The sequence below is a fragment of the Kitasatospora sp. NBC_01539 genome (genome assembly GCF_045040525.1).
Taxonomy (GTDB): Bacteria; Actinomycetota; Actinomycetes; order Streptomycetales; family Streptomycetaceae; genus Kitasatospora.
Genome location: NZ_CP109390.1, coordinates 7,270,581 through 7,295,686 on the forward strand (window position 1 = coordinate 7,270,581; position 25,106 = coordinate 7,295,686).

General features: G+C 73.4%; 20 protein-coding genes, 1 tRNA gene and 1 riboswitch. Of the genes, 12 read left to right on the forward strand and 9 right to left on the reverse strand.

From position 1 onward, the window contains the following. Positions 1-114 precede the first annotated feature (114 nt). The 4 genes from OG335_RS31585 to OG335_RS31600 form a co-directional block, all read right to left on the reverse strand. Positions 115-2,553, reverse strand: coding sequence for a beta-glucosidase (locus tag OG335_RS31585; protein WP_405014544.1), 2,439 nt, complete (start codon positions 2,551-2,553; stop codon positions 115-117). Further along, positions 2,550-3,383, reverse strand: a complete 834-nt coding sequence (locus OG335_RS31590) for a carbohydrate ABC transporter permease (RefSeq protein ID WP_405014545.1) — start codon at positions 3,381-3,383, stop codon at positions 2,550-2,552. Before OG335_RS31590 ends, OG335_RS31585 begins: the two co-directional genes overlap by 4 nt. Further along, complete coding sequence (locus tag OG335_RS31595) at positions 3,380-4,345, reverse strand: carbohydrate ABC transporter permease (protein WP_405014546.1); 966 nt, start codon at positions 4,343-4,345, stop codon at positions 3,380-3,382. Before OG335_RS31595 ends, OG335_RS31590 begins: the two co-directional genes overlap by 4 nt. A gap of 80 nt (positions 4,346-4,425) precedes the next feature. Beyond that, entirely contained in the window at positions 4,426-5,727 is a 1,302-nt protein-coding gene (locus OG335_RS31600; protein ID WP_405014547.1) for an extracellular solute-binding protein, read from the reverse strand. A 377-nt stretch (positions 5,728-6,104) separates the two neighbouring features. Here OG335_RS31600 and OG335_RS31605 point away from each other — a divergent pair, with 377 nt between their 5' ends. The 5 genes from OG335_RS31605 to OG335_RS31625 all read left to right on the forward strand — a co-directional run bounded on the left by OG335_RS31605 (position 6,105) and on the right by OG335_RS31625 (position 13,834). Further along, positions 6,105-9,596 (forward strand): discoidin domain-containing protein, encoded by a 3,492-nt coding sequence (locus tag OG335_RS31605; protein ID WP_405014548.1) that lies wholly within the window; start codon positions 6,105-6,107, stop codon positions 9,594-9,596. A gap of 78 nt (positions 9,597-9,674) precedes the next feature. Continuing rightward, the gene (locus OG335_RS31610; protein ID WP_405014549.1) at positions 9,675-11,069 is read left to right on the forward strand and encodes a DUF1996 domain-containing protein; all 1,395 of its coding nucleotides are present in this window, start codon (positions 9,675-9,677) and stop codon (positions 11,067-11,069) included. A gap of 142 nt (positions 11,070-11,211) precedes the next feature. Then, the gene (locus OG335_RS31615) at positions 11,212-12,270 is read left to right on the forward strand and encodes a LacI family DNA-binding transcriptional regulator (RefSeq protein ID WP_405014550.1); all 1,059 of its coding nucleotides are present in this window, start codon (positions 11,212-11,214) and stop codon (positions 12,268-12,270) included. Positions 12,271-12,420: 150 nt separating this feature from the next. Continuing rightward, positions 12,421-13,566 carry a CapA family protein gene (locus OG335_RS31620; RefSeq protein WP_405014551.1) on the forward strand — a complete coding sequence of 382 codons (1,146 nt, stop codon included), beginning with the start codon at positions 12,421-12,423 and terminating at the stop codon, positions 13,564-13,566. A 191-nt stretch (positions 13,567-13,757) separates the two neighbouring features. Next, positions 13,758-13,834, forward strand: a tRNA-Met gene (locus OG335_RS31625). A gap of 58 nt (positions 13,835-13,892) precedes the next feature. Here the strand turns inward: OG335_RS31625 and OG335_RS31630 are convergent. Further along, positions 13,893-14,753, reverse strand: a complete 861-nt coding sequence (locus tag OG335_RS31630; protein ID WP_405014552.1) for a bifunctional 5,10-methylenetetrahydrofolate dehydrogenase/5,10-methenyltetrahydrofolate cyclohydrolase — start codon at positions 14,751-14,753, stop codon at positions 13,893-13,895. Between the two features lie 20 nt (positions 14,754-14,773). Further along, positions 14,774-14,861, reverse strand: a riboswitch (ZMP/ZTP riboswitch). Between the two features lie 208 nt (positions 14,862-15,069). Then, positions 15,070-15,444 carry an RNA-binding S4 domain-containing protein gene (locus OG335_RS31635; protein ID WP_405014553.1) on the reverse strand — a complete coding sequence of 125 codons (375 nt, stop codon included), beginning with the start codon at positions 15,442-15,444 and terminating at the stop codon, positions 15,070-15,072. 112 nt (positions 15,445-15,556) lie between these two features. On the opposite strand from OG335_RS31635, the gene OG335_RS31640 reads away from it, so the two are divergent. Beyond that, a complete protein-coding gene (locus OG335_RS31640) occupies positions 15,557-15,994 on the forward strand; it encodes a hypothetical protein (RefSeq protein WP_405014554.1) in 438 nt (145 codons plus the stop codon). Positions 15,995-16,008: 14 nt separating this feature from the next. Here the strand turns inward: OG335_RS31640 and OG335_RS31645 are convergent, their stop codons facing one another. Then, positions 16,009-16,425 carry a YchJ family protein gene (locus OG335_RS31645; RefSeq protein WP_405014555.1) on the reverse strand — a complete coding sequence of 139 codons (417 nt, stop codon included), beginning with the start codon at positions 16,423-16,425 and terminating at the stop codon, positions 16,009-16,011. A gap of 145 nt (positions 16,426-16,570) precedes the next feature. Between OG335_RS31645 and OG335_RS31650 the strand changes: the two genes are divergently transcribed. Next, on the forward strand, positions 16,571-17,155 hold the full coding sequence (locus OG335_RS31650; RefSeq protein ID WP_405014556.1) for a hypothetical protein: 585 nt from the start codon (positions 16,571-16,573) through the stop codon (positions 17,153-17,155). Between the two features lie 85 nt (positions 17,156-17,240). Here the strand turns inward: OG335_RS31650 and OG335_RS31655 are convergent, their stop codons facing one another. Beyond that, positions 17,241-18,362, reverse strand: a complete 1,122-nt coding sequence (locus OG335_RS31655) for a chitinase (RefSeq protein WP_405014557.1) — start codon at positions 18,360-18,362, stop codon at positions 17,241-17,243. 428 nt (positions 18,363-18,790) lie between these two features. Between OG335_RS31655 and OG335_RS31660 the strand changes: the two genes are divergently transcribed. From OG335_RS31660 to OG335_RS31670, 3 genes are all read left to right on the forward strand, one after another. Then, the gene (locus OG335_RS31660) at positions 18,791-21,157 is read left to right on the forward strand and encodes a SpoIIE family protein phosphatase (RefSeq protein WP_405014558.1); all 2,367 of its coding nucleotides are present in this window, start codon (positions 18,791-18,793) and stop codon (positions 21,155-21,157) included. A gap of 122 nt (positions 21,158-21,279) precedes the next feature. Next, complete coding sequence (locus OG335_RS31665; RefSeq protein ID WP_405014559.1) at positions 21,280-21,936, forward strand: helix-turn-helix domain-containing protein; 657 nt, start codon at positions 21,280-21,282, stop codon at positions 21,934-21,936. A 32-nt stretch (positions 21,937-21,968) separates the two neighbouring features. Beyond that, on the forward strand, positions 21,969-23,459 hold the full coding sequence (locus OG335_RS31670; RefSeq protein WP_405014560.1) for an NAD(P)/FAD-dependent oxidoreductase: 1,491 nt from the start codon (positions 21,969-21,971) through the stop codon (positions 23,457-23,459). Positions 23,460-23,669: 210 nt separating this feature from the next. On the opposite strand, the gene OG335_RS31675 is transcribed toward OG335_RS31670, so the two are convergent. Next, complete coding sequence (locus OG335_RS31675; protein ID WP_405014561.1) at positions 23,670-23,861, reverse strand: hypothetical protein; 192 nt, start codon at positions 23,859-23,861, stop codon at positions 23,670-23,672. A 351-nt stretch (positions 23,862-24,212) separates the two neighbouring features. On the opposite strand from OG335_RS31675, the gene OG335_RS31680 reads away from it, so the two are divergent. After that, the gene (locus tag OG335_RS31680; RefSeq protein ID WP_405014562.1) at positions 24,213-24,629 is read left to right on the forward strand and encodes a YidH family protein; all 417 of its coding nucleotides are present in this window, start codon (positions 24,213-24,215) and stop codon (positions 24,627-24,629) included. A 45-nt stretch (positions 24,630-24,674) separates the two neighbouring features. Beyond that, entirely contained in the window at positions 24,675-25,055 is a 381-nt protein-coding gene (locus OG335_RS31685) for an RICIN domain-containing protein (RefSeq protein ID WP_405014563.1), read from the forward strand. Positions 25,056-25,106: the final 51 nt, after the last annotated feature.

A 25,106-nucleotide genomic window follows, 5' to 3' on the forward strand; every position in this document is an offset into this window, starting at 1 on the left:
GTGGTGCCGGGCGGCCGCCAGCCTAGCTCCAGGCTGCGGCCGCCCGGCGGCGCCGTCCGGCCCGCGGGCACCGGCGCGGCCGCCGCCGCTCCGGTGCCCGCCCGCCGGGGGCGGTCAGGTCCGCGTGGCCGTCACCTCGACGGTCGCGGTCAGCGGGAGGTCGCCGCAGGACGGCCCGGCGAGCACCGTGAAGACGCCCTTCTCGGCCAGCCACTGCCGCTCGTCGGTCGACCAGTGGGCCAGGGCCCGCGGGGGCACGTCGATCTGCACCTCGACCCGGCAGCCGGGTCCGGCGTGCACCGGGGCGAAGCCGGCCAGCCAGCGCACCGGCCGCTCCACCGCGCTGCCGGGCCGGGAGAGGTACACCTGGACGATCTCGCGGGAGCGCCGGGTGCCGCTGTTGCGGAGCACCGCGCGCACGCTGAACCCGCGGTCCGGGGCGATCTGCTGCGGCACCTCCACGGCGAGGTACTCCCAGTCGCCGTAGCCGAGGCCGTGCCCGAACCAGTGGGCGGGCGTGGCGCCTTCGCGCAGCCAGCCGCGGTGGCCGAGGTGCAGGCCCTCGCGGTAGGCGAGCCGGCCGCCGTCGGGGCGGGTGTGCGGCACGGCGGGCCCGTCGTCGGCGGCGGGCCAGGTGGTCGGCAGGCGGCCGCCGGGTTCGGCGTGCCCGAAGAGCACGTCGGCCAGGCCGTCGCCGCCCTCCTGCCCGGGGAACCAGCCGAGGAGCACCGACGCGACCTCGTCGCGCCAGGGCATCAGGACGGGTCCGCCCGAGTTGACGACGACCACGGTGGCCGGGTTGGCCGCGGCGACGGCGGAGACCAGGGCGTCCTGCTCGCCGGGCAGCCGCAGGGTGGCGCGGTCGAAGCCCTCGCTCTCGTGCTCGGCCGAGGTGCCGACCACCACGACCACGGCGTCGGCCCCGCGGGCGAGTTCGACGGCCGCGGCCAGCTCCTCCGCGGGGGTGGCGGACGGCGGGTCGGCGGTGAGGGCCAGCACCCGGCCGTGGCCGGGCTCGAAGACCCGGCAGGCCAGCAGCTCGGTCTCCTGGCCGTCGGCGAGGTCGAGGCCGACCTGCCGGAACGACGGCGAGACGTGCAGGTAGGTCGGGTCGTCGGACTCGGGGGAGACGTACTCCCCGACCAGCTGCCGTCCGTCGGCCTCCAGCCGGACGGCGCCGAGGCCGACGACGCCGATCTGCCAGCGGCCGGCGGACGGCGCCCGCAGCACGGTGCGGATCTCGATCGTGTGGAGGCCGTTCATGTCGACGCTCTCGTCGACCTCGAACGAGCGGCCGCTGGGCCGGTCCTCGACGTGCAGCACGGTGCCGTCGGCGGTGAGGAACCGCACCCGGACGCCGGGGGCGCCGGTGGACGGGTTACGGCAGTCGGCCGGCTCGACGGGCCGCGGACGCACCGAGGTGCGGACGCCGGAGGCGTGGTCGAGCACGGTGCCCGCGGGCAGGGCCGCGCGGATGCCGTCCAGCGGTGACACCACGGACGCGGGGAAGACCGCGGCGCTGCCGCCGCCCTGGATGCGCGCGGTGGCGGCGTTCGGGCCGATGACGGCGATGCGGCGCAGCGCCGTGGCGTCGAGCGGCAGCAGGCCGTCCCGGTTGGTGAGGAGCACGGCTCCCGCCGCGGCGGCCTCGCGGAGCAGTCCGCGGGCCTCGGCCGGGTCGGCGCCGACGGCGGGCGGGGCCTCCTCGAAGGCGCCGACGCGTTCGGCGAGGCGCAGCAGCCGCCGTACGCGGTCGTCGAGGACGGACTCCGGCACCCGGCCGTCGCGGACGGCGTCGGCCAGGCGCTCGCCCCAGTGCTCGTTCGGGCCGGGCATGGCGAGGTCGACGGTGGCGTCGGTGGAGCGGACGGCGCCCCAGTCGGAGACGACCAGGCCGTCGTAGCCCCACTCGCCCTTGAGCGGCTCGTCGAGCAGCCGGCTCTCCGCCATGGGCTCGCCGTTGACGCCGTTGTACGCCGTCATGACGGCCCACACGCCGGCGTCGACGGCGGCCTCGAACGGCGCGAGGTAGACCTCGCGCAGGGTGCGCTCGTCGACGTCGGCGCTCATGGTGAGGCGCTCGGTCTCCGACTCGTTGGCCACGAAGTGCTTGGCGGTGGCGGCGACTCCGCCGCCCTGCACGCCGCGGATGTAGGCCGCGCCGATCCGGGCGGTGAGGAGGGGGTCCTCCGCGAAGCACTCGAAGTGCCGCCCGGCGAAGGGCGACCGGTGCAGGTTGAGGGTCGGCCCGAGGAGCATGTCGACGCCCTTGCGGCGGGCCTCGGCGGCGAGCAGGGCGCCGAGCCGGGTGACGAGCTCCTCGTCCCAGCTGGCGGCCATGGCGGTGCAGGACGGCAGGGCGAGGGCGGTGTCGGCCTCGTCCCACCGCTCGCCGCGGACGCCGATGGGGCCGTCGGAGGTGACGATGGCGCGCATGCCGACGGCGGGTTCGGCGCTGGTGCGGAAGACGCCGCCGCCGGAGAGCAGTCGGGCCTTCTGCGCGGTGTCGAGGGAGGCTGCGAGGTGGTCGAGGATGCTGTCGATGGTGGTCATCCCTTCACCGCCCCCTGCATGATGCCGTCGATGATCTGACGGCCCATCACGAGGAAGACGGCGATGACGGGGAGGCTGGCCACCAGGGCGCCGGTGAGCACGAGGGAGTAGTCCTTGATGTAGCCGCTGGCCAGCTCGGACAGGGTGAGCTGGATGGTCGGGTTCTGCTGGGTCATGACGACCTTGGGCCAGTAGAAGTCGTTCCAGGTGGCCATGAAGGTGAGCATGCCGAGCACGGCCATCGCGGGACGGGCCGCGGGAAGGGCGACGTGCCAGAAGAGGCCGCGCGTGGTGCAGCCGTCCATCCGTCCGGCGTCGAGGAGTTCGTCGGGCACGGCGGTCACGAGGTACTGCCGCATGAAGAACAGCCCGAACGCGTTGGCGACGGCCGGCACGATCAGGGCCTGCAGGTGGTCGGCCCAGTGGAACCAGTTGGCCATCATGATGTACAGCGGGATGATGCCCAGCTGGGTCGGCACCATCATGGTGGCGACGACGGTGGCGAGCAGCGGGTTGCGGCCCCGGAACGGCAGCTTGGCGAACGCGAACCCGCCCAGCGCGGAGGTCAGCACCACGCAGACCGTCACGGTCGCCGACACGGCGAAGGAGTTGACCAGGGCCAGCTGCATGTCGGTCTGGGCGAAGGCCTCGGTGACGTTGTGCCACAGGTTGCCGCCGGGCAGCAGCACGGGCGGCACCCGGTGGATGTCGGTGTTCGTACGGGAGGCGGCGACCACCGTCCAGTAGAGCGGGAACACCGACAGCAGCACGCCGACCGCCAGGGTCGCGTACACGCCCTTGCCGGCGGAGAGTTGGCGGTTGCGGCTCATGAGGTGTCCAGCCCCTTCATCCGGCGGGCGGCGAGCAGGTTGGCCGCGACGATGACGACGATCAGCAGGAACATCGCCCACGAGATCGCCGCGCCGTAGCCGTACTTGAAGCGCCCCCAGAACTGGTTGTACGAGTAGAGCGCCAGCGTCTGGAACTGGTGCTGGGAGCCGCCGGTCGTCGGGTCCTGCTGCTGGCTGAAGAGCATCGGCTCGCCGAAGAGCTGCAGGGCGCCGATGGTGGAGACGATCACGGTGAAGAGGATCGTCGGCCGCAGCATCGGCACGGTGATCGACCGGAACTGCCGCCAGCGGCTCGCCCCGTCGATCGCCGCGGCCTCGTACAGCTCGAACGGCACGGACTGCATCGCGGCGAGGTAGATCAGCGCGTTGTAGCCCGTCCAGCGCCAGGTGACGATGGAGGCGATCGCCGTCCACGAGGAGAGCGTGCCGGCCTGCCAGTCGATGTGGTCGACGCCGAAGAGTTCGAGCACCCAGTTGATCAGGCCGAAGTCGCGGCCGAAGAGCTGGACGAAAATCAGGGTGACCGCGGCGACCGAGGTGACGTTGGGCAGCAGGATGCCGAGCCGGAAGAACGTGCGGCCGCGCATGCGGTAGTTGAGCATGTGGGCGAGGCCGAGGGCGAAGAGCAGCTGCGGCACGGTGGCGAGGACGCCGATGCCCAGGGTGTTCTTCAGGGCGTTCCAGAAGAACGGGTCGTCGATCAGTTTGCCGTAGTTCTCCAGGCCGACCCAGGTGCTCTCCGAGCCGGGCTGGTCGGCCCGCCAGCCGGTGAGGGAGACGTAGCCGGTGTAGAGCATCGGGAAGAGCCCGAAGACGGTGAACACCAGGAAGAACGGGGCGACGTACAGGTAGGGCGAGGCTTTCCGCTCGATGCGGTGCCAGCGGGCGGCCGGTGCGCGGGCGGGGCGCAGCGGCGTGTCGGCGGACACGGTCGCGGCCATGGCGAGGTGCTCCTTGCTGCGGTGGGCCGCGGCGCCGGCGGCGGGTCAGGTGCGCGCCGGCGCCGCGGAGTCGGGGATGGTCAGCCGGTGATGTTGGCGACGTCGGCGAGGGCCTTCTTCCAGGCGGTGTCGCCGTCGGCCTTGCCCTGCTCGATGGAGGTGAGGGCGTTGCCGAGGGCGGTGCCGATCTCCGCACCGTGCGCGCCGAGCGGCTGCGGCTTCAGGTCCTTCGCGGACTGCGAGAAGATCTTGCCGGTGGGCGCGTTGTTGAACAGCGGGTCGGTGTAGTTCGCGATGTCCGGCTGGCTCCACAGCGCCTGGTCGGAGGGGAAGTAGCCCTTGTTCTTGAAGAGCCAGGCCTCCTGCTCGGGCGCGGTCAGCCACTTGGCGAGCTCGACGGCCGCCTTGGTGTGCTTGCCGGACTTCGGCACGGTGAGGTACGAGCCGCCCCAGTTGCCGCCGCCGCCGGGGATGCGGGCGATGTCCCACGTGCCGCCGTCGACGGGCGGGTTGGCCTTGAACTCGTAGCTCATCCACGCGGGGCAGGCGACGGTGGCGAACTGGCTCTTCTGGAAGCCGGTGTCCCAGGCCGGGGTGAAGGCCTGGATGCCGGCCGACTGGCCCTCCTTGACGGCGCCGGCGACGAGGTCGAACGCCGAGCGGACGGCCGTGTTCTCCGTGACGACGACCTTGCCGGACTCGTCGTAGAAGCCGGTCGGGGCCTGGGCGACGACGGCGCTGAAGAGGTTGCCCGCGCTGTCGAACCACTTGGCGCCCTTGTTGGGGCTCTTGGCGAGGAACTCCTTGCCGGCGGCGACGTACGCGGGCCAGTCGGTGAGCAGCGCGGAGACCTGGTCGCGCTCGGTGGGCAGGCCGGCGGCCTTGAAGAGGTCGCTGCGGTAGCAGAGGGCCATGCCGCCCATGTCGGTGCCGACACCGAACAGCGTCTTGCCGTCGGCGCTGGAGGCGGGCGCGGTCTTGGACGGCACCCACTGGTCCTTGCTGACGCCGTTGTCGAGGAAGTTGACGAACTTCGACGCCTGCGGCTGGAAGCCCGCGACCTGGCCGATCTCGATCGCCTCGATGTCGGCGGTGCCGGAGCCGGCGAGCAGGTGCGCCTGGAGGTTCTGGTGGTGGGCGCCCAGGTCGGCGCGGTTCTCCTTGATGGTGATGTTGGGGTGTGCCTGCTCGTACTGCTTGTAGAGATCGGCGTAGCCGAACTCGGAGAACAGGTTGACGGTGAGCGTGATCTTCGCGTCGGCGTCGTCGCCGGCCGATCCGCCGCTGCTGGAGCAGCCGGCCAGGGTGAGGGCGGTGGCGGCGGCGAGGGCGGTGGCGGCGGCGAGGAAGGGAGCTCTCCGGCCGGGGTGGGCGCTGGACATGGGTGACTCCTTGCGGGGGGTGGCGCTCGGCCGCGGGGCGAATGTTTCGGGATGGGGAATGACAGGTGACGGGGAAACGATCTGGAGAGCGCTCTCCCATCGACCTGGACTCTGGCGCCCGAGCTGCGACAAGTCAAGGGTTTGCGCTCAACACCTCTCCGCACCTGGCAATTTGCTACGGCGCTGACGACCGGTCGGATTGCCGCACGGGTCTTGACATGACAGAAACCTCGGGGCAACCATTCCCCTGACTGCGAGAGCGCTCTCCCAGACATGGCGGCCTGCCCACACCCTCCGACCGGCCCACCCCGACGGCTCGGTCCGGTCCGAGGCGGTGCCGCTGCCCACCCCCACCGTCTCGTCAGGAGAGATACCCCATGCTCGCTCCACCCGCCCGAGCGGCGGCCCCGGACCTCCACGCGTCACCGCCGTGGCGCGCCCTGGCCGCCGTGCTCGCCGCCGCGCTCGTCGCCGGGCTGATGCTGTTCCTGCCCGCCGGACGCGCCCAGGCCGCCGCCGCGCTGCTCTCGCAGGGCAAGTCCGTGACCGCCTCCAGCGAGGAGAACTACGGCACCGCGGCCGCCAACGCGGTCGACGGCAACACCGGCACCCGCTGGTCGTCCGCCAACACCGACCCGCAGTGGATCCAGGTGGATCTCGGCGCCGTCGCCACCGTCTCCCAGGTGGTCCTCAACTGGGAGTCGGCGTACGGCAAGGCGTACAAGATCCAGCTCTCCACGGACGGCACCGCCTGGACGGACGCCTACTCCACCACCACCGGAGCCGGCGGCACCGAGACGCTCACCGTCACCGGCAGCGCCCGGTACGTCCGGATGAACGGCACCCAGCGCGCCACCGGATACGGCTACTCCCTCTGGGAGTTCCAGGTCTTCGGCGTCCTAGGCGGCACCCCGACCGGCACCTGCGGCACCGCGAACGCCGCGCAGGGCAAGCCGGCGACGGCCTCCAGCGAGGAGAACTACGGCACCGCGGCCGCCAACGCGGTCGACGGCAACGCCGGCACCCGCTGGTCGTCCGCCAACACCGACCCGCAGTGGATCCAGGTCGACCTCGGCTCCTCCCAGACGGTCTGCCAGGTCGTGCTCAGCTGGGAGTCGGCGTACGGCAAGGCGTACAAGATCCAGCTGTCCGCGAACGGCACCGCGTGGACGGACGCCTACTCCACCACCACCGGAGCCGGCGGCACCGAGACGCTCACCGTCACCGGCAGCGCCCGGTACGTCCGCATGTACGGCACCCAGCGCGCCACCGGATACGGTTACTCGCTCTGGGAGTTCGCCGTGCGCACCGGCGGCACCACCAACCCGCCGACCGACCCGCCGACCACCGACCCGCCGACCGACCCGCCGACCACCGACCCGCCGACCACCCCGCCGCCCGGCAACTGGACGACGGTCTTCAACGAGGACTTCACCGGCACCTCCGGCACCGCCCCGAACGGCAACGACTGGATCGTCGACACCGGCACCGGCTACGCCGGCGGCCCGGCCAACTGGGGCAGTGGCGAGGTCGAGACCGCGACCAACTCCCCGGCCAACGTCGGCCTCAACGGCAGCGGCGCGCTCAACCTGACCGCGCTGAAGAACGGCACGGCCTGGACCTCCGGCCGCGTCGAGTCCAAGCGCACCGACTTCACCGCCCCCGCCGGTGGCCAGCTCCAGATCTCCGCGACCATCAAGCAGCCCAGCGTGGCCAACGGCCTGGGCTACTGGCCGTCCTTCCGCGCGATGGGCGCCGCCAACCGCGGCAACTTCACCGTCTGGCCCGGCGCGGGCGAGACGGACATCATGGAGAGCGTCAACGGCCGCAGCCAGCTCTCCGCCACCCTGCACTGCGGTACCGCCCCCGGCGGCAACTGCAAAGAGTACGACGGCATGACCAGCGGTCTGGCGTCCTGCACCGGCTGCCTGACCGGCTACCACACGTACTCGCAGATCATCGACCGCACCCTCTCCGACGAGCAGATCCGCTGGTACCTCGACGGCCGGCAGGTCTGGCAGGTCAGCGAGTCGCAGGTCGGCGTCGCCACCTGGGACGCGGCCGTGCACCACGGCTTCTACCTGCTCTTCAACCTCGGCATCGGCGGCGGCTACCCGAACGCCGTCTGCGGCTGCACCTCGCCGACCGACGCCACCACCTCCGGCGGTGCGCTGAGCATCGACAAGGTGACCGTCTCCACTGCCACCGGCACCACCCCCGCCGCACTGACCGACCCGGCCGTCCCCACCACGCCGTCCACCGTCAAGGTGACCGGCTCGCAGGGCAACTGGCAGCTGCAGGTCAACGGCGCGCCGTACCAGGTCAAGGGCATCACCTGGGGCCCGGCCAACACCGCGGCCGACGCCCACATCCGCGAGCTCAAGGCGATGGGCGTCAACACCCTGCGCACCTGGGGCACCGACGCGGGCAGCAAGCCGCTGCTCGACACCGCGGCCGCGCACGGCCTCAAGGTCGTGAACGGCTTCTGGCTCAACCAGGGCGCCGACTACGTCAACGACACGGCGTACATGAACACCACGATCGACCAGATCAAGCAGTGGGTCACGACCTACAAGAACCACCCCGGCGTGCTGATGTGGGACGTGGGCAACGAGGTCATCCTCACCACCCAGGACCACACCTACAACGGCACCACGGTCGAGCAGCAGCGCGTCGCGTACGCCAAGTACGTGGAGCGGGTCACCCAGGCGATCCACGCGATCGACACCACGCACCCGGTGACCTCCACCGACGCGTACACCGCGGCCTGGAAGTACTACAAGGACTACACCCCGAGCCTCGACCTGCTCGCGGTGAACTCCTACGGCTCGGTCTGCAACGTCAAGAACGACTGGATCAGCGGGGGTTACACCAAGCCGTACATCATCACAGAGTCCGGTGAGGACGGCGAGTGGGAGGTGCCCAACGACGCCAACGGCGTGCCGCTGGAGCCCACCGACATCAAGAAGCGCGACGCCTACCTCTCCAACTGGGGCTGCATCACGAGCCACACGGGTGTCGCGCTGGGCGCGACGGTCTTCCACTACGGCACCGAGAACGACTTCGGCGGCGTCTGGTACAACACCGTTCCCGCGGGCTGGAAGCGCCTCGCGTTCTACTCGGTCGCCAAGAACTACGGCGGCAACGTGGGCACCAACACCCCGCCGGTGATCTCGGACATGACGCTGAGCAACACGGCCACCGTGCCGGCCGGCGGCACCTTCGACATCGCCACCACCACGACCGACCCCAACGGCGACCTGATCCGCTACAACCTGTACTACTGCGCCAAGTACGCGGGCGGCGGCACCGGTTTCAGCCAGGTCTCCTTCACCCAGACCGCCGACGGCCGCTTCACCGCGGTCGCGCCGAAGAACCTGGGCGTGTACAAGGTCTACGTCTACGCCTACGACGGCCACGGCAACGTGGGCATCGAGACGAAGTCGTTCCGTGTGGTCGCGCCGACGCCGAGCGGCACCAACATCGCGCTCGGCCGACCCGCCACCGCCTCGACCTACCAGGCCGTCGGCAACGGCGCCCCCTACCCGCCGTCGAACGTCACCGACGGCAACTGGGGCACCCGTTGGGCCAGCGAGTGGGCCGACCCGCAGTGGGTGCAGATCGACCTCGGCTCCTCGCGGACGTTCAAGCACGTCCAGCTGGGCTGGGAGGGTGCCTACGGCAAGGCGTTCCAGATCCAGACGTCCAACGACGGCACCAACTGGACGACCGCCTGGTCGACCACGAGCGGCACCGGCGGCATCGACGACATCGACGTGAACGCGACCGGCCGGTACGTGCGCGCGTACATCACGCAGCGCGGCACCGCGTACGGCGACTCGCTCTACGAGTTCGGCGTCTACGCCTGATGAAGACTCCCGGGACGCGTCGGCCCCACCAGGCGCGTCCCGGGGCAACCCCCACCCATCCGTTCGAATGGAGGTCCCATGCGACCCCGTTTCCTGTCCCGGGGCAGGCCGAGGAGGACGGCGCTCGCCGTCGCCTTCGCGGCGGTGCTCGCCCTTACGGGCATCGGCGCCACCACCCAGCAGGCCGTTGCGGCCGACGGGCTGATCTCGCAGTCCAGGCCCGCGACCGCCTCGTCGATCGAGAGCCTGAACTTCCCGGCCGGCGCCGTCGTCGACGGTGACCTGACCACCCGCTGGGCGAGCAACTGGAGCGACCCGCAGTGGCTCCAGATCGACCTCGGCGCCGGAGCCACGGTCAGCAAGGTCGGGCTCAACTGGGAGGCCGCGTACGCCAAGGCCTTCCAGCTGCAGGTCTCGAACGACGCCGCCAACTGGTCGACGATCTACTCGACGACCACCTCGACCGGCGGCGCGCAGAGCCTGAACGTCAGCGGCAGCGGCCGGTACATCCGGCTGTACGCCACCCAGCGGGCCACGCAGTACGGCTACTCGCTGCTCGAGTTCAAGGTGTACGGCACCGCCACGACGCCCACCACCGGCTACATCCTGGCCAACCCCCAGGTGACCGGTGTGACGCCGTCGACGGCCAACCCGCCGCACACGTACTTCCACGAGTTCCAGGCGAACTGCTCGGCCAACCACAACCTCCCGGACGACCCGATCGTCTTCCCGGGTCTGGCCGGCGCCTCGCACATGCACACGTTCCTCGCGAACAACAGCACCACCGCGACGTCCAGCCTGTCCTCGCTGCAGGCCTCGACGACGACCTGCCTGGCGCCCGGTGACCGGTCGGCGTACTGGATGCCGACCATGTACAACGGCTCCGCGGAGATCAACCCGGTCGGCCTGCAGACCATCTACTACAAGACGGGGGTGAACGACTACACCTCGGTGCGGCCGTTCCCGCCGGGTCTGCGGTTCGTCGTGGGCAGCCCGTCCGCGACCCAGACGGAGTTCGCGACCAACCCGGGCTACGTGGCCGGCTGGGAGTGCGGGAACAGCTACCACAACTCCGACCTGCCCACCAGCTGCCCCGGTGGCGGTGCGATCAACCTCCGTTACCAGGCTCCGAGTTGCTGGAACGGTCTGTACCTGGACACCCCGGACCACAAGAGCCACATGGCCTACCCGGTCAACGGTGTCTGCCCGACCACCCACCCGGTGGCGCTTCCGATGATCGAGTTCAAGATGGCGTGGCCGTCTCCGGCGAACGGGGACATGTCGCAGCTGCGACTGGCCAGTGGACGGGGATACTCGTTCCACTACGACTTCTTCAACGCGTGGGACGCGCCCACCCTGTCCGCCCTGGTGAACCACTGCATCATCGGTGGTCTCCAGTGCAACGCCCGCGGCTACGACGAGACGCTGCCCCAGCGGGGCGCGGCGCTGAACGAGCAGTACCTGCTGCCCTGACGCACCCGTCCCACCCGTTGCACCGTGAGTGACCCGCCCCTGCCCGCCTCCGCCTCCCCGCGGGGGCGGGTGGGGGCGAACTGCCTGGTAGAAGCACTGGAACGGGCAGATAGAGCGCTCTCCCGCGTGCTATAAAGGGCCTATGAGCGAAGCCCTCCGCCCGGCCGCCAACCGTTCCGCGACGCTGGAGGACGTGGCCCGGGTCGCCGGTGTCTCCCGTGCGACGGTCTCCCGCGTGATCAACGGCATCCGCAACGTCGACCCGTCGATCCAGGAGAGCGTCCGCCGGGCCGTCGCCGCCACCGGGTACGTACCCAACGGTGCCGCCCGCTCGCTGGTGACCCGCCGTGCCGGCGCGCTGGCCCTGGTGGTCACCGGCACCGGCGCCGACGAGGCCGACGACCACTCCACGCGGTCCCACGTCTTCACCGACCCGTTCTTCGGCCGGGTGGTCAGCGGGGTCTTCACCGGCCTGCGGCCCCAGGGCCTGCACCCCGTGCTGATGCTGGCCGACACCCCCGCCGCCCGCGACCAGGCCCTGGCCTTCCTGCGGCAGGGCAACGCGGACGGCGCGATGGTGGTCTCCACCCACGCCGACGACCCGATGCCCGGCCTGCTGCTCGCCGCGGGGGTGCCGACCGTGCTCTTCGGGCGTCCGCACCTCCCGCTGCCCGTCAGCTGCGTCGACCTGGCCAACCGGGACGGCGCCCGGCTCGCCGCCGACCACCTCCACCGCATCGGGCGGCGCCGGGTCGTCGTGATCGCGGGCCCGGCCGCCGTCCGTGCCGGCCGTGACCGGCTGGAGGGCTTCCAGGAGGCGATGGCCCGCCACGGCATGCCGTACCTGCCGCACGTCGAGGCGGACTTCACGCAGGGCGGCGGTGAGCGGGCGATGGCCCGGCTGCTGGCGGAGAACCCTGACCTGGACGGCGTGTTCGCCGCGAACGACCTCATGGCGCAGGGCGCCGTCGCGGTGCTCCGCGACCACGGCCTGCGGGTGCCGGAGGACGTCGCGGTGGTCGGCTTCGACGACAGCAGCGCGGCGACCTCCGGGCGCCCCCTGCTGACCACGGTGCGCCAGCCGGTGGAGGAGATGGCCGCGGAGATGGCGCGGATCCTGCTCGACCACCTCGCCCGGCCGGAGCGTGTCGCCACCGCGATGATCTTCGAACCGATCCTGGTGGTCCGTCAGTCCGCCTGATCGGCAAGCCCGTCGGGGAGGGGCGGGGGCTCCCGGCCGGATGCGGACGCGAATCCTCCGCATATGTGATCGACTCATGGGGATCATGTGGATATCTGTGCGGTCGGTACCGTACGCTGGGCGCCTCGCATCGATCACCGGGGGATTCTCGTGCGCCGTGCCGCGCCTGCTGCCGCACTTCTGCTGAGCCTGATCTGCCTGACGGCCTGCGGGAGTTCGAGTAGTCCGGCCTCCGACCACGCCACCGCAGGGACGCCCGGCGCCCCCGGCACCGCGGACTCCTCCGACCCCGCCGCGCCCGACGGAGACGCGAGCGCCGGCGGCCCGTCGGGCGGCGACCCCGACCGCACCATCACCGTGGCCTTCGCGGGCGACGTGCACTTCGAGGGCCGCACCGAGGCGCGGATGAGCCCCACCGGCTCCGACACCGCGCTCGGCCCGATATCCCGGACCCTCGCCGGCGCCGACCTCTCCGTGCTCAACCTGGAGACGGCCATCACCGGCCGCGGCGCCCCCGAGCCCAAGACGTACACCTTCCGCACCAGCCCCAAGGCCCTCCAACTGCTCCACGACGCCGGCGTGGACATCGTGTCGATGGCCAACAACCACGCCGCCGACTTCGGTGCACCCGGCATCGAGGACACCCTCGCCGCGAAGGACTCCTCGCCCATCCCGATCGTCGGGTTCGGCCACGACGCCAAGGAGGCGTACGCGCCGTACGTGACGACCGTCAAGGGCGTCAAGGTCGCGGTGCTGGCGGCCAGTCAGGTCGTCGACCTCACCAACCAGAAGTGGCGGGCCGGCACCGGCAAGCCCGGCATCGCCTCCGCCCTCGACAGCGCGGCGCTCGTCCGCGCCGTCACCGCCGCCAAGAAGCAGGCGCCCGTCGTCCTCGTCTACCTGCACTGGGGCGACGAGGGCAAGACCTGCCCCACCGCCGCGCAGACCGACATCGCCAAGAAGCTCTCCGCGGCCGGCGCCACCGCCGTCGTCGGCACCCACGCCCACACCATGCTCGGCTCCGGCATGCTCGGGCGGACGTACGTGGCCTACGGCTTCGGCAACTTCCTCTGGTACGGCACCTCCAGCTACTCCAACTCCGACGAGACCGGCGTCACCACGCTGACGCTCACCGGCGACGGCCGCACCGTCGGCGAGGCCTTCACCCCGGCCCACATCGACAAGCGCGGCGTGCCCGTCCCGTCGACCGGTGCGGCCGCCACGGCCGCCCGCACCCGCCGCGACGGCCTGCGCACCTGCACCGGCCTCGCCGCCGCCCCCAGGGCCCAGGGCTGACCCCTCCGTCCGGCCCGCCCGCGGCGGCCGGACGCACCATGCCGCCGGGCCCGGTGTGAGCCGCCCTGAACGCTCACACCGGGCCCGGTCCAGGACGGCCCCGCAGGGTCGGACCCGCGGTGCCGCCCACCGGCTGCGGATCGACGGATTTCCTTCGTGCCCCGTCCGTGCCGTACAGTGAGGTTCACCGACGCGGGGTGGAGCAGCTCGGTAGCTCGCTGGGCTCATAACCCAGAGGTCGCAGGTTCAAATCCTGTCCCCGCTACCAACCAGGCCGGGCCCGGTGTGTGAGAGCGCACCGGGCCCGGCCTGTTCGTCGTGCCGACTCAGGCACCCAGCTGCCGACCGGCCGCGGTCACGGTCTGCTCCAGCAGCACCGCGATCGTCATCGGCCCCACCCCGCCCGGTACCGGCGTGAGCAGCGAGGCCCGCTCCCGGGCGGACGCGGCGTCGACGTCGCCGACCCCGCCCGGATGGTAGCCGGCGTCCACCACCACCGCGCCGGGCCGGATCTGCGTGCCGTGCACGAGCCCCGGGCGGCCGGCTGCGACGACCAGCACCTCCGCCTCGCCGATCACCTCGGTGATCCCCTCCGTCCGGGAGTGGCAGTACGTCACCGTGGCGTCCCGCGCGAGCAGCAGCATGCCGACCGGCCTGCCGAGGATGGCGCTGCGTCCGACGACCACGGCCCGCCGCCCCGCGAGGCCGATGCCGTGGGCGTCCAGGAGGCGGAGGATGCCGCCGGGGGTGCAGGACGTGAAGCCGGGCCGGCCGAAGGCCATCGCGGAGAACGAGTGCAGGGTGACCCCGTCGACGTCCTTGTGCGGGGCGATGGCCTCGAAGGCCGCACGCTCGTCGACGTGGGCGGGCACGGGGTGCTGCAGCAGGATGCCGTGCACCTCCGCATCCTCGGACAGCTCCCGGATGGTGGAGACGAGTTCCGCCGTAGTGGTGTGCTCCGGCAGGGCGACGTGCCGGGAGCGGATGCCGGTCGCGGCGCAGCGGTTGCGCTTCATCCGTACGTACGTCGCGGAGGCGGGGTCGTCACCGACCAGCACGGTCGCCAGGCAGGGGGCGGTGCCGGTGCGGCGGGTGAGGTCCGCGGCGCGCTCGGCGGCGGCCGCGAGGGTACGGCGGGCGAGAGCGGTGCCGTCCATGAGGCGTGCGGGGGAGGGGGTGCGGGGCATCGGGCGCTCCGGGGTCCGTGGCGGATCGCCCAGGCGCGCGGCATCGGCGGGGTCCGCCGGGCCGCTCCCCGGTGGTGGCCCACCTCAGCGCCAGTCACGGCCCGGTGCCACCCTACCCCCGGGGCCGCCGCAGGAGTCCTCGGAACGTGTCGACGGTGTCCATCCAGATCCTCGGGCCCAGGGCGGGGTACCCCGGCGAGCGCGACCACCAACGCAGTTCCGGCAGCAGCCGGTTGGGACATGCCACCCGTCGTCCCCACGGAACGGCGCGCCGACCGGCGGCCCTGGCGGCCCCGGTCCGCCGGGACCGCAGGGCTCAGCTGCCGCGCAGGCGCTCGATCTCCCGGCGGTCGCGCTTGGTCGGCCGGCCGGTGCCGCGGTCGCGGACGGCCGCCGGGGCGACGGCCTCGCGCGGGGGCGGCGGCGGGCTGTGGTCGGTGTAGCACTGCACGGCCACCTCGGCGCCGACCCGCTTGCGGATGAGCCGGGTGACCACCACGACGCGTTCCCGGCCGTCGTACTTCAGGCGCACCTCGTCGCCAGGCCGTACGGCCTGGGCGGGCTTCGCCCGGTCGTCGTTGACCCGCACGTGTCCGGCCCGGCAGGCCGCCGAGGCCAGCGAACGCGTCTTCAGCAGCCGGACCGACCAGATCCAGCTGTCCACCCGTACCGGGCCCTCGTCCTCCGCCATGCCCCGAGCCTAGTACCCGCCGCGGCCCCCACTAGGTCGAACGGGTGACCGACCGGCACGCCGCGGCCTGCCGTGCGTGTTCGGACGGATCGAACGGGCGACCATGGCCGCCATGAGCCCCGACCGCGCACCGGGCCCTGCCCGGACCCCGTACGAGATCGCCAACGCCATCGGCGAGGAGATCCGCGTCCTCAACCACCGCACCGCCGTCGGAGTCGGCGCCTTCCCCGACCCCGTCAGCGTGCACGACGTGATCACGGCGCTGCACGCGATCCTCTTCCACCTGCCGCAGGCGCTCGGCCAGGCGGCCGCCGGGCTGGCGGCCATCCCGTCCGCCCAGATCAGGGTCGCCCTCGCCGACGACGACCGTGACACCGCCGCCGCCCGCCAGGCCAGGGTCTCCGAGGAACTCGCCCGGGCCGCCGAGATCCTGGAGGTGGCCCGCGCCCACGTGGCGTCCGCCTCGGCCTTCACCAGCGGCCTCGACCGCACCGTGCCCGCCGTGGAGCCGGAGCCGCTCGACGACCTGGTCTCGGAGTACCACGACTGACCGCGGCAGCCGGCTCAGTCCGCCGGCAGCGCCGCCACGTACACCCAGGCGCCGTCGAGGCGGACGAAGCGGCTGTGCTCCTCCATCGCGCCGCGCTCGCCGCCGTCGGTGAAGTGGGCGCGGAAGTGCACCGTGCCCTCGGTGTGGAAGGCGCCGCCGTCGGTGGCGGACAGCACCTCCAGCCGGTCCCATCGCAGCCCCGGGTCGAAGTCGATCCGGGGCGGTCTGGCGTCCGGGTGCCAGGTGCGCAGCAGGTACGCCGCGTCGCGGGCGGCGAAGGCGCTGTAGCGCGAGCGCATGAGCTGTTCCGCGGTGGCCGCGGCCGCCGCGCCGCGGTGCAGCCGCCCGCAGCAGCCGCCGTACGGGCCGGCCAGGCCGCAGGGGCAGGGGGCGGTGGGGGAGAGTCGTGGCTGGTGGCGGCGGTTCGGCATGGGCCCATTGTGCCGCTCCGGGCGCTCGCCCCCTGAACGCGGGGCGGCCGCCGCCGGAACTCGGTGCGGCGGCGCTGCAACTGGGCGGCCGCCGTGCACGTCTTCCCGGGTGAGAGATCCTGGCGCGGCCCCGAGGAGGCGCATCATGCGACGGTGGATCATGCTCCCATTGGCACTCGTCCTCGCCGGCACCGGTTCGGCGGTGGTGCCGCTCGCGGCCTCCGCCGCGACCCCGGCGGCGGCCGTCACCACGTGTCCGACCGGGTGGGGCAGCCTGCCGAAGGCGGCCTCCGGCACCGGCGGCCAGCATGCGCTGACCGGCATCCGCACCGGGCAGCAGCCCTGCTTCGACCGCATGGTGCTGGACATTCCCGGCGCCTCGTCGTCGGCGCTGGTCGGCTACCACGTGCAGTACGTCACCACGCTCTACCAGGACGGCTCGGGCAAGCCGCTCCCGATCGCGGGCGGCGCGGTGCTGGAGATCGTCGCGGTCGCGCCCGCGTACGACCCGGCGACCGGCTCGCCGACGTACCCGGCGCACGCCGGGCAGGCACTGCCCGGGGTGAACCTGGCCGGCTACAGCACCTTCCGGGACGCGAAGTTCGCGTCCAGCTTCGAGGGCCAGACCCAGGTCGGTCTCGGTGTGCGGGCCCGACTGCCGTTCCGGGTCTTCCAGTTGGACAACCGGCTGGTCATCGACGTGGCGCACAGCTGGAGCGCCACCCGCTGAGCCGTACGGGCACGGTACGGAACGGCACGGGCTCCCCGGCCGGGTGCGGACCCGGCCGGGGAGCGTTCGTGCGCGGGGGCGCCCGCTACGGGTGGGCGACCAGGCCCGCCACGTCGGTGGAGGAGCCGGACGGTCCTCCGGTCGAGTCGACGACGTGGTCGACGGTGCCGGTGCCGGTGCCCGGGGTGGTGGTGCCGGTGAGCGCGTCGAACGTGCGGGTGAACTGGTACGCGGACTGCGGGGTGCCGCTGCACGTGTCGGAGAGCGTCCCGTCGACGGCGCACGCCCTGTCGCGGCCGACCGACCAGAAGGCGAGCTGCTGGATGCCGCGGGCGGCGGCGAACGCCTCCAGGTCGGTGGCGTCGGAGGTGGTGAAGACCTCTCTGGTGGTGTCGTTGACGCCGATCATCGGCGTGTTGCCCTCCATGGCCCACAGCTGCTCGGAGGTCCTGCCCGTCCAGATCCGCCCGAGCTGGGTGTGCAGGCCGTTCGCGGCGTCGATGGCGGCCTGGCCCATGTCCGTCGCGGGGCCGTAGTCCATCGTCATGATGTTCACGAGGTTGACGTCGAGGCCGCGGCTCCTGGCGTTGGTGAGCAGGTTCAGCGAGTTCTGCAGCAGACCGGTGGGGCTGACCGGCAGGGTGTAGTTGACCGCGAGGCGGCGACCGGCCGCCGCGTACTGCTGCTGGAGGGCGGCCAGCGCCTGGTTGCGCCGGTCGTTGGCGGTGGTGTCGTTGAGCGCGGATCCCTCGATGTCGAAGTCGATGCGGGTCAGGTTGAGGGTGTCGACCACCCGCTTGTACTGCGCCTGCAGGGCGGAGACGCTCGTGCAGGCCCGGCCGAGCTCGGTGCCGGCCGCGCCGCCGAAGGAGGCGATGACGTCACCGCCGGCCGCGCGGAGGCCGTTCACGGCGCTCTGCCAGGAGGCGGAGGTGATCGCGGTGTCGCCGTTGAAGGTGGCGTTGCAGCTGCCGTCGCTGATCACGAAGGCGAGAGTGAAGTACTTCAGGCCGGTGGCGTTGCGGACGTCGGCCATCACCGACGGGGCGTTCCACGTCTCCAGGTAGGGGGCCGCGAAGCGGGCGGGGAACCCGGGGCCGGGGTCGGCCGCGGCGGACGCCGGGGAGCCGGCCGCGAGCAGCAGGCCGGCGACCAGGGCGGGCAGGGCGGCGGCCGTGGCGGCGGCGCGGGCCAGGGGACGGAGCACGGTTTCTCCTCGCTGCCCGCGCCGGGGCGCAGGCGCGGTGGGGGTGAGGAAGGACTGCTGCAGGCGTTCGGAAGATGAACGCGGGGTGCTCGGCGGCGTCCCGGTCGGCGTCCCGGTGGCGGGCCCGCCGGAGCGCGGACGGCCGGAGCGCGCGCACGGCGGACGGACCGTCAGAATCCTGACAGGTCGCGGTCGTGCCGAGGTGTCACCAGGTGGGGCGGCGTGTCGGGCGCAGCCGGGCGGGGCGCCGGGATCGGCCTGGACCCCTTCTTCCGGAACGTGAGGTCGGGCCCGTCGACCGAACCGCGTCGACGCCTCCGCCTCCACAGGTCGAAGAGCGGGAGGCCGTCACTCCGCGTGTCCGGGGCGCCGAGTGCCGGACCCCGGTGGAGGATGTGGGGAGAGGACGAGCCGGCGAGGTGATCGCGATGGACGACCGCCGCTTTCCCTTCCTCGACGGCGTCGCAGGGGCGCTCGTCGACGGCAGGGGGACGATCGTGGGCTGCACCGACGCCTTCGAGGACCTGCTCTCCCTCCCCGCCCGCGCCCTCGTCGGCCGCCCCCTGCGCGACCTCCTCGCCCGGCCGGAGGACTGGCACGGCCCCCACGACGGCCCCCACGAGGGCCCCGGCACCCGCGACGGCCGGGTCACCGTGCGCACCGGCGACGGACGGCCGCTGGGCCTCGACGTCCGCGTCCTCCCCCTGCACGGCGGCGACCCCGCCGACCCCGGCGCCGTCCGGCAGGTCGTCCTCGGCGCGCCCTCCGCCACCGCCGCGGGATGGCGCCAGGACCAGGCCTTCACGCGTGAGCTCTTCCTGCAGGACCGCTTCGGACTCGCCGTCTTCGACACCGACCTGCGGGTCGTCCGCACCAACACCCACCTGCTGCCCTACACCGGCGTGCCGCCCACGCTCACCGGGCTCAGACTCGCCGACTTCCTGCAGCCCGAGGACGCCGTCGTCGTCGAGGCCCACCTGCGCGAGGTGCTGGAGACCGGCCGCCCGCTGGTGCTCGCCGAGGAGCTCGCCCGTACCGTCGTCGACCCGCGCAGCGGACGCATGATGGCGATCTCCGCGTTCCGCCTCCAGGACGCCGGCGGCACCGTCATCGGCGTCACCGTGCTCTTCACGGACATCACCGAGCAGCATCGCAGCCGCAGGCGCCTGGCCCTCCTGCACCGCGTCACCGCCGCCGCCGGCGTCTCGCTCTCCGTCTCCGGCACCGCCGAGGACCTCGCCCGCGCCCTCGTCCCCGAGCTGGCCGACGTCGCCGTCGTCGACATCGCCGCCGCCGTCTTCACCGGCGACGAACCCGTCGCCGACGGCGACGGCCTGCTCCTGCTGCGCCGCACCGCCGTCGCCGGGCCGCCCGGATCGTCCCCCGCCACCGGCGACAGCGTGCTGGTACGGCCCGGCGCCGACCCCGCCACCCCCTCCGAGGACCCGGCCGGCGCCTGGGCCCTGCACGCCCCGCTCACCGCCCGCGGCATCCTCCTCGGCCAGGTCACCGCCCACCGCGACCGCTGGAAGGACCCGTACGAGGACGGCGACCGCCTGCTGCTCGCCGAGATCGCCGCCCGCTCGGCCCTGGCCGTCGACAACGCCCGCCGCTACACCCGCGAGCACCGGGCCGCCGTCGCCCTCCAGCGCAGCCTGCTGCCGCCGTCCGTCCGGACGGTCGCCGCCGTGACCACCGCAGGCGTCTACCTGCCCACCGACAGCGCGGGCGGGGTCGGCGGCGACTGGTTCGACGTCATCCCGCTCTCCTCCGCCCGCGTCGCCCTGGTGGTCGGCGACGTCGCCGGCCACGGCTTGCAGGCCACCGCCACCATGGGCCGGCTGCGCACCGCCGTGCGGACCCTCGCCGACCTCGACCTCGAACCGGACGAACTGCTCGTCCACCTCGACGACCTGGTCTCCCAGCTCCTCATCGAGGGCGACTTCCAGGCGGAGGGCGACGACCCCGCGGCTGGCGTCGAGGAGAGCCGCACCCGCCACGAACCCGGCTCCCTCGGCGCGACCTGCCTGTACGCCGTCTACGACCCCGTCACCCGCTGCTGCACCCTCGCCAGCGCCGGCCACCCCCCGCCCGCCGTCGTCGACCCCGACGGCACCGCGCGCTACCTGCCCGTCTCACCGGGGCCGCCGCTCGGCGTCGGCGGCCTGCCCTTCGAGGCCGCCGAGGCGGTCCTCGCCCCGGGCAGCGTCATCGCCCTCTACACCGACGGCCTGATCGAACGCGGCGAGGGCGACATCGACGAGGGCATGGCCGAGCTCCGGAGGCGCCTGCTCGACCTCACCGGCCCCGACCGGCCGCTGCGCGAGGCCGCCGTCCGGATCACCGCCGGTCTGCCGCCCACCCGGCTGCGCGACGACGTCGCCCTGCTCCTCGCCCGCACCCGGGCGGTGCCCGCCGCGGACACCGCCATCTGGTCGGTCGAGCCCGAGCCGGAGTCGGTCGGCCGGGTGCGGGCCGATGCCAGCGCCCGGCTCACCGAGTGGGGGCTGGACGATCTCGTCTTCACCACCGAGCTCATCCTCAGCGAACTCGTCACCAACGCGATCCGCTACGCCGGAGGCCCGGTCGGCGTGCGCCTGATCCGCGCGGACACGCTGACCTGCGAGGTCTCCGACGGCAGCAGCACCCAGCCCCGGATGCGCCGGGCCCGGCTCACCGACGAGGGCGGCCGCGGCCTCTACCTGATCGCGCAGCTCGCCTCCCGCTGGGGCAGCCGCTACACCGCCCGCGGCAAGACCATCTGGACGGAGCAGGAACTGCCGCCCGCCGGGTAGGCCGGGCAGGCCCTTGTGTGCGGCCGTCACGCGTCATACGGTGTGTTGCACCTCATCGAACAGAGTGTTTGATCGAGGCCGCCGGCCGCCGCGCCGTCCGCCCGACCCGGAACCGGTGCCCCATGACCGACCCGCCGGCCCTGCCGGAGACCCCCCTCGCCGTGGACGACGGCCCGGACCGCACGGCCGGCAGCAGCCCGGACGGCGGTCCTGCCGACAGCAGTCCGGACGGCAGGGCGCTCGGCGCCCGGATCCGCGGCTACCGCGAGATGCGCGGCCTGTCGCTGCGCGCCCTCGGGGAGGCCGCCGGGGCCAGCCCGGGCTTCCTCAGCCAGGTCGAACGCGGCCTGGCGGGCGCCAGCATCGGCATGCTGCGGCGGATCTCCGGCGCGCTCGGCCTCACCATGGCCGACCTCTTCGACGACGCCGCACCGGCCGGGCCCCGGGTCGTCCGGCGCGCCGCACGGCCCGCGCTCCTCACCGCCCCCGGCACCCGCAAGTACCTCGTCTCGCAGCGCCCGCTCTCCCATCTGGAGGTGTACGCGGGGGAGTTCGACCCCGGGGCGTCCACCGGGGCGGAGGCCTACACGCACGGCGACTCCCAGGAGATCCTGGTCGTCCTGGCGGGCCGCGTCGTCGTCGAACTCGACGGCCACCCCTACACCCTGGACGCCGGCGACAGCCTCGACTACCGCACCGCCACCCCGCACCGGGTGGCCAACCCCGCGGACACGCCCGCCGAGGTGCTCTGGATCGTCAGCCCGCCCACCCCCGACTGAGACCGCACACCCCACCGAGGCACAGGACCCCCATGAGCCCGACCCCGCAGCCGTCCCCGACCCCCGCCACCGCCCCGGCCGCCGTGCCCGCCCCGGTCACCGTGCCCACCGTGCCCGCCGTGCCCGCCGTGCCCGCGACCGGCACCGCCCGGACCAACGGCGAGGTCGCCTTCTGGTACGCCGCGCACGGCCTGCCCGCCCGCCGGCCCGCCCTCGACGGCGACGCCGAGGCGGACGTGGCCCTGGTCGGCGGCGGCTACACCGCACTCTGGACGGCCTACTACCTCAAGCGGGCCGACCCCTCGCTGCGGATCGTCGTGCTGGAGAAGGAGTTCGCCGGATTCGGAGCCTCCGGCCGCAACGGCGGCTGGCTCACCGCGGCCCTCCCGGGGCAGTTCCGCCGCTACGCCGCCACGCACGGGCCGGACGCCGCCGCGGCCATGCAGCGGGCCATGTTCGCCACCGTCGACGAGGTGATCGACGCCGCCCGCACGGAAGGCATCGACGCCGACGTCCGCAAGGACGGCGAACTGCACGTCGCCGTCGGCGAGGTGCAGGAACGCCGGATGCTCGCCCACCTCCCCGCCCTGCGCGAGGAGGGCTGGGGCGAGGACGACATGGTCCGGCTCGGCCCGGACGAACTGGCCGACCGGGTGCGCGTCGCCGGGGCCCGCGGCGCCCTGTGGACCCCGCACTGCGCCCGCGTCCACCCGGCCGCCCTCGTCCGGGGCCTGGCCGCCGCGGTCGAACGCCTGGGCGTCACGGTGTACGAGGACACCGAGGTCACCGCGGTGCGCCCCGGCGCCGCCGTGTGCCGGCAGGGCACCGTGCGCGCCCGCCACGTGATCCGTGCCCTGGAGGGCTTCACGGCCGGCCTGGACGGCCACCGCCGCACCTGGGTGCCGATGAACAGCAGCATGATCGTCACCGCCCCGCTGGAGCAGGCCGTGTGGGACGAGATCGGGTGGCGCGGCGCCGAGGTCATCGGCGACGAGGCCCACGCCTACTGCTACCTGCAGCGCACCGCCGACGACCGGATCGCCATCGGCGGCCGGGGTGTCCCGTACCGGTTCGGCTCACGGGTCGACGCGCGCGGCGAGACGCACGCCTCGACGCAGCGCCAGCTGACCGACCTGCTCGGACGGCTCTTCCCCGCCGCGGCCGGCGCGCCCGTCGACCACGCGTGGTCCGGCGTGCTCGGCGTGCCCCGCGACTGGTGCGCCACCGTCGGCCTCGACCCGGCGACCGGCCTCGGCTGGGCCGGCGGCTACGTCGGCCACGGCGTCGCCACCACCAACCTGGCCGGTCGTACCCTGTGCGACCTCGTGCTCGGCCGCGACACCGAACTCACCCGGCTGCCCTGGGTCGGCCGCCGGGTCCGAGGCTGGGAACCGGAGCCCCTGCGCTGGCTCGGCATCCGCGGGCTGTACGCCGCCTACCGCGCGGCCGACCGCCGGGAGGACGGCGGGCTCGGCCGCACCTCGCGGATCGCCCGCGCCGCCGACCTGCTGAGCGGCCGCTGAGAGCGGGGACGAGGGCCCGGGCGGGATGCCCGCCTTCTCGCTCGCCGGAGAAGGACGACGCGGCGGGCACACCGCTCGATGCCGTGACGTCCTCGCCGGCCGACCGGCCCCGGCACCCCGGCCGCAGGGCCGACCCCCTCCGGGACCGGCCCTGCGGCCGTACGGGTGATGCCGGCCGACGGCCGTCCGGGCGGACGGCCGCCGGGACGCTCAGCGCTCGGGTACCGGCAGCAGGGTGACGCCGCCCGGCGGCTGATCGGGCCGGGCCGCCAGCGCGTACAGCGCGAAGGTGGTCTCGGGATGCTGGATCTCGTCCAGCAGGTGGTCCTGCTCGGGGTCACCGCAGTGGCGGAGCGTGGTGACCGCTTCGCTGGCTGCGTCCGTGAACTCCTGGTCGATCACGGCGTCCTCCTTCCCGGAGGGTCTGTTCTCACAGCCTATTCGGATCCGACCCCGGAGGTGGATCGGCGACGCGCGGACATTCCTGCCCGGGCCCGGTCCTCGGCCCGGCCGACCCGTGCCGCCGGGGTTTCGCCCCCTTACGCCGGATGGTGACCGCCGGGCAGCAGGGCCTCCGTCGCGGGGTCGCCGTCGCGATCAGCCGGTCGAGCGGACCGGGCGGCCGGGACGGATGCGCGGCGGACCCGCGCAGTACGGCGTTCACCGCGGCATCGTCCTCCGGACGGCCCGCCACGGGCACGTGGTTCCCGCCCTTTGCCGGGCCCGGTGCGCTCGGGCGGCGATACTCCGGGCATGGACGACATGCCGAGACCGGAGCCCGGGCACGACCCCGACCGGGCCGGAGACGGTGCCGGTGACGCCGGTGCCTGGTGGGCGACCGGCGAGGAGCCCGACTACCGGGCGACCCTCGCCAACGAGCGCACCTTCCTGGCCTGGTCGCGTACGGCGCTGGCGCTCCTCGCCGGCGCCCTGGCCGTGCTGCAGCTCGCGACGCTGGTGCCGTACGGCCTGCGCCTGGCGATGGCGGGGTACCTGCTCGTCCTCTCGCTGGCGACGACGCTGGTCGGCTACCGGCAGTGGCGGGTGCGCCAGCAGCGGATGCGCCACGCACAGCCGCTCGGCCATGGTCCCGCCCAGGCCGTGCTCACCGCGGGCCTGATGCTGCTCACCGTGCTGGTGGCGGTCGCGACCGGGTTCGGCGCCCGCTGACCCGCCGGTGACGGACCGTCCGTCACCGTGGGGCGGGCCTGCCTGATGGACCGTTCGGTCGAGCGGTCCGTCCGAGCGTCCGTCACCGGGACGGGCCGGTCCTCCAACTACAAGCTGCGGGACTGCCACACCGACGACCTGCGCCAGCAGTTCGCGCGGGACGTGCTCGGCGACGGCTCCGTCGTGTACAAGGGTGTCGCCTCCGGCCAGTGCGTGGACAACAACGGCACCGCCGCCTACGCGCACGACTGCAACAACAGCGGCTACCAGCACTGGTGGGAGAAGAACAAGGCCGGCCCGGTGGTGACGATCCAGAACCAGCAGACGCTGCAGTGCCTCGACAGCGACGGCGAGAACGTCTACCTGCACGAGTGCGGGGAGCTCACCAACCCGAACCAGCGCTGGCAGATCGTCCCCCTGCCCTGATCCCCCTGGCCCCCTGCCCTGGCCGCACTCGCGGCGGCGGCGGCAGTGCCG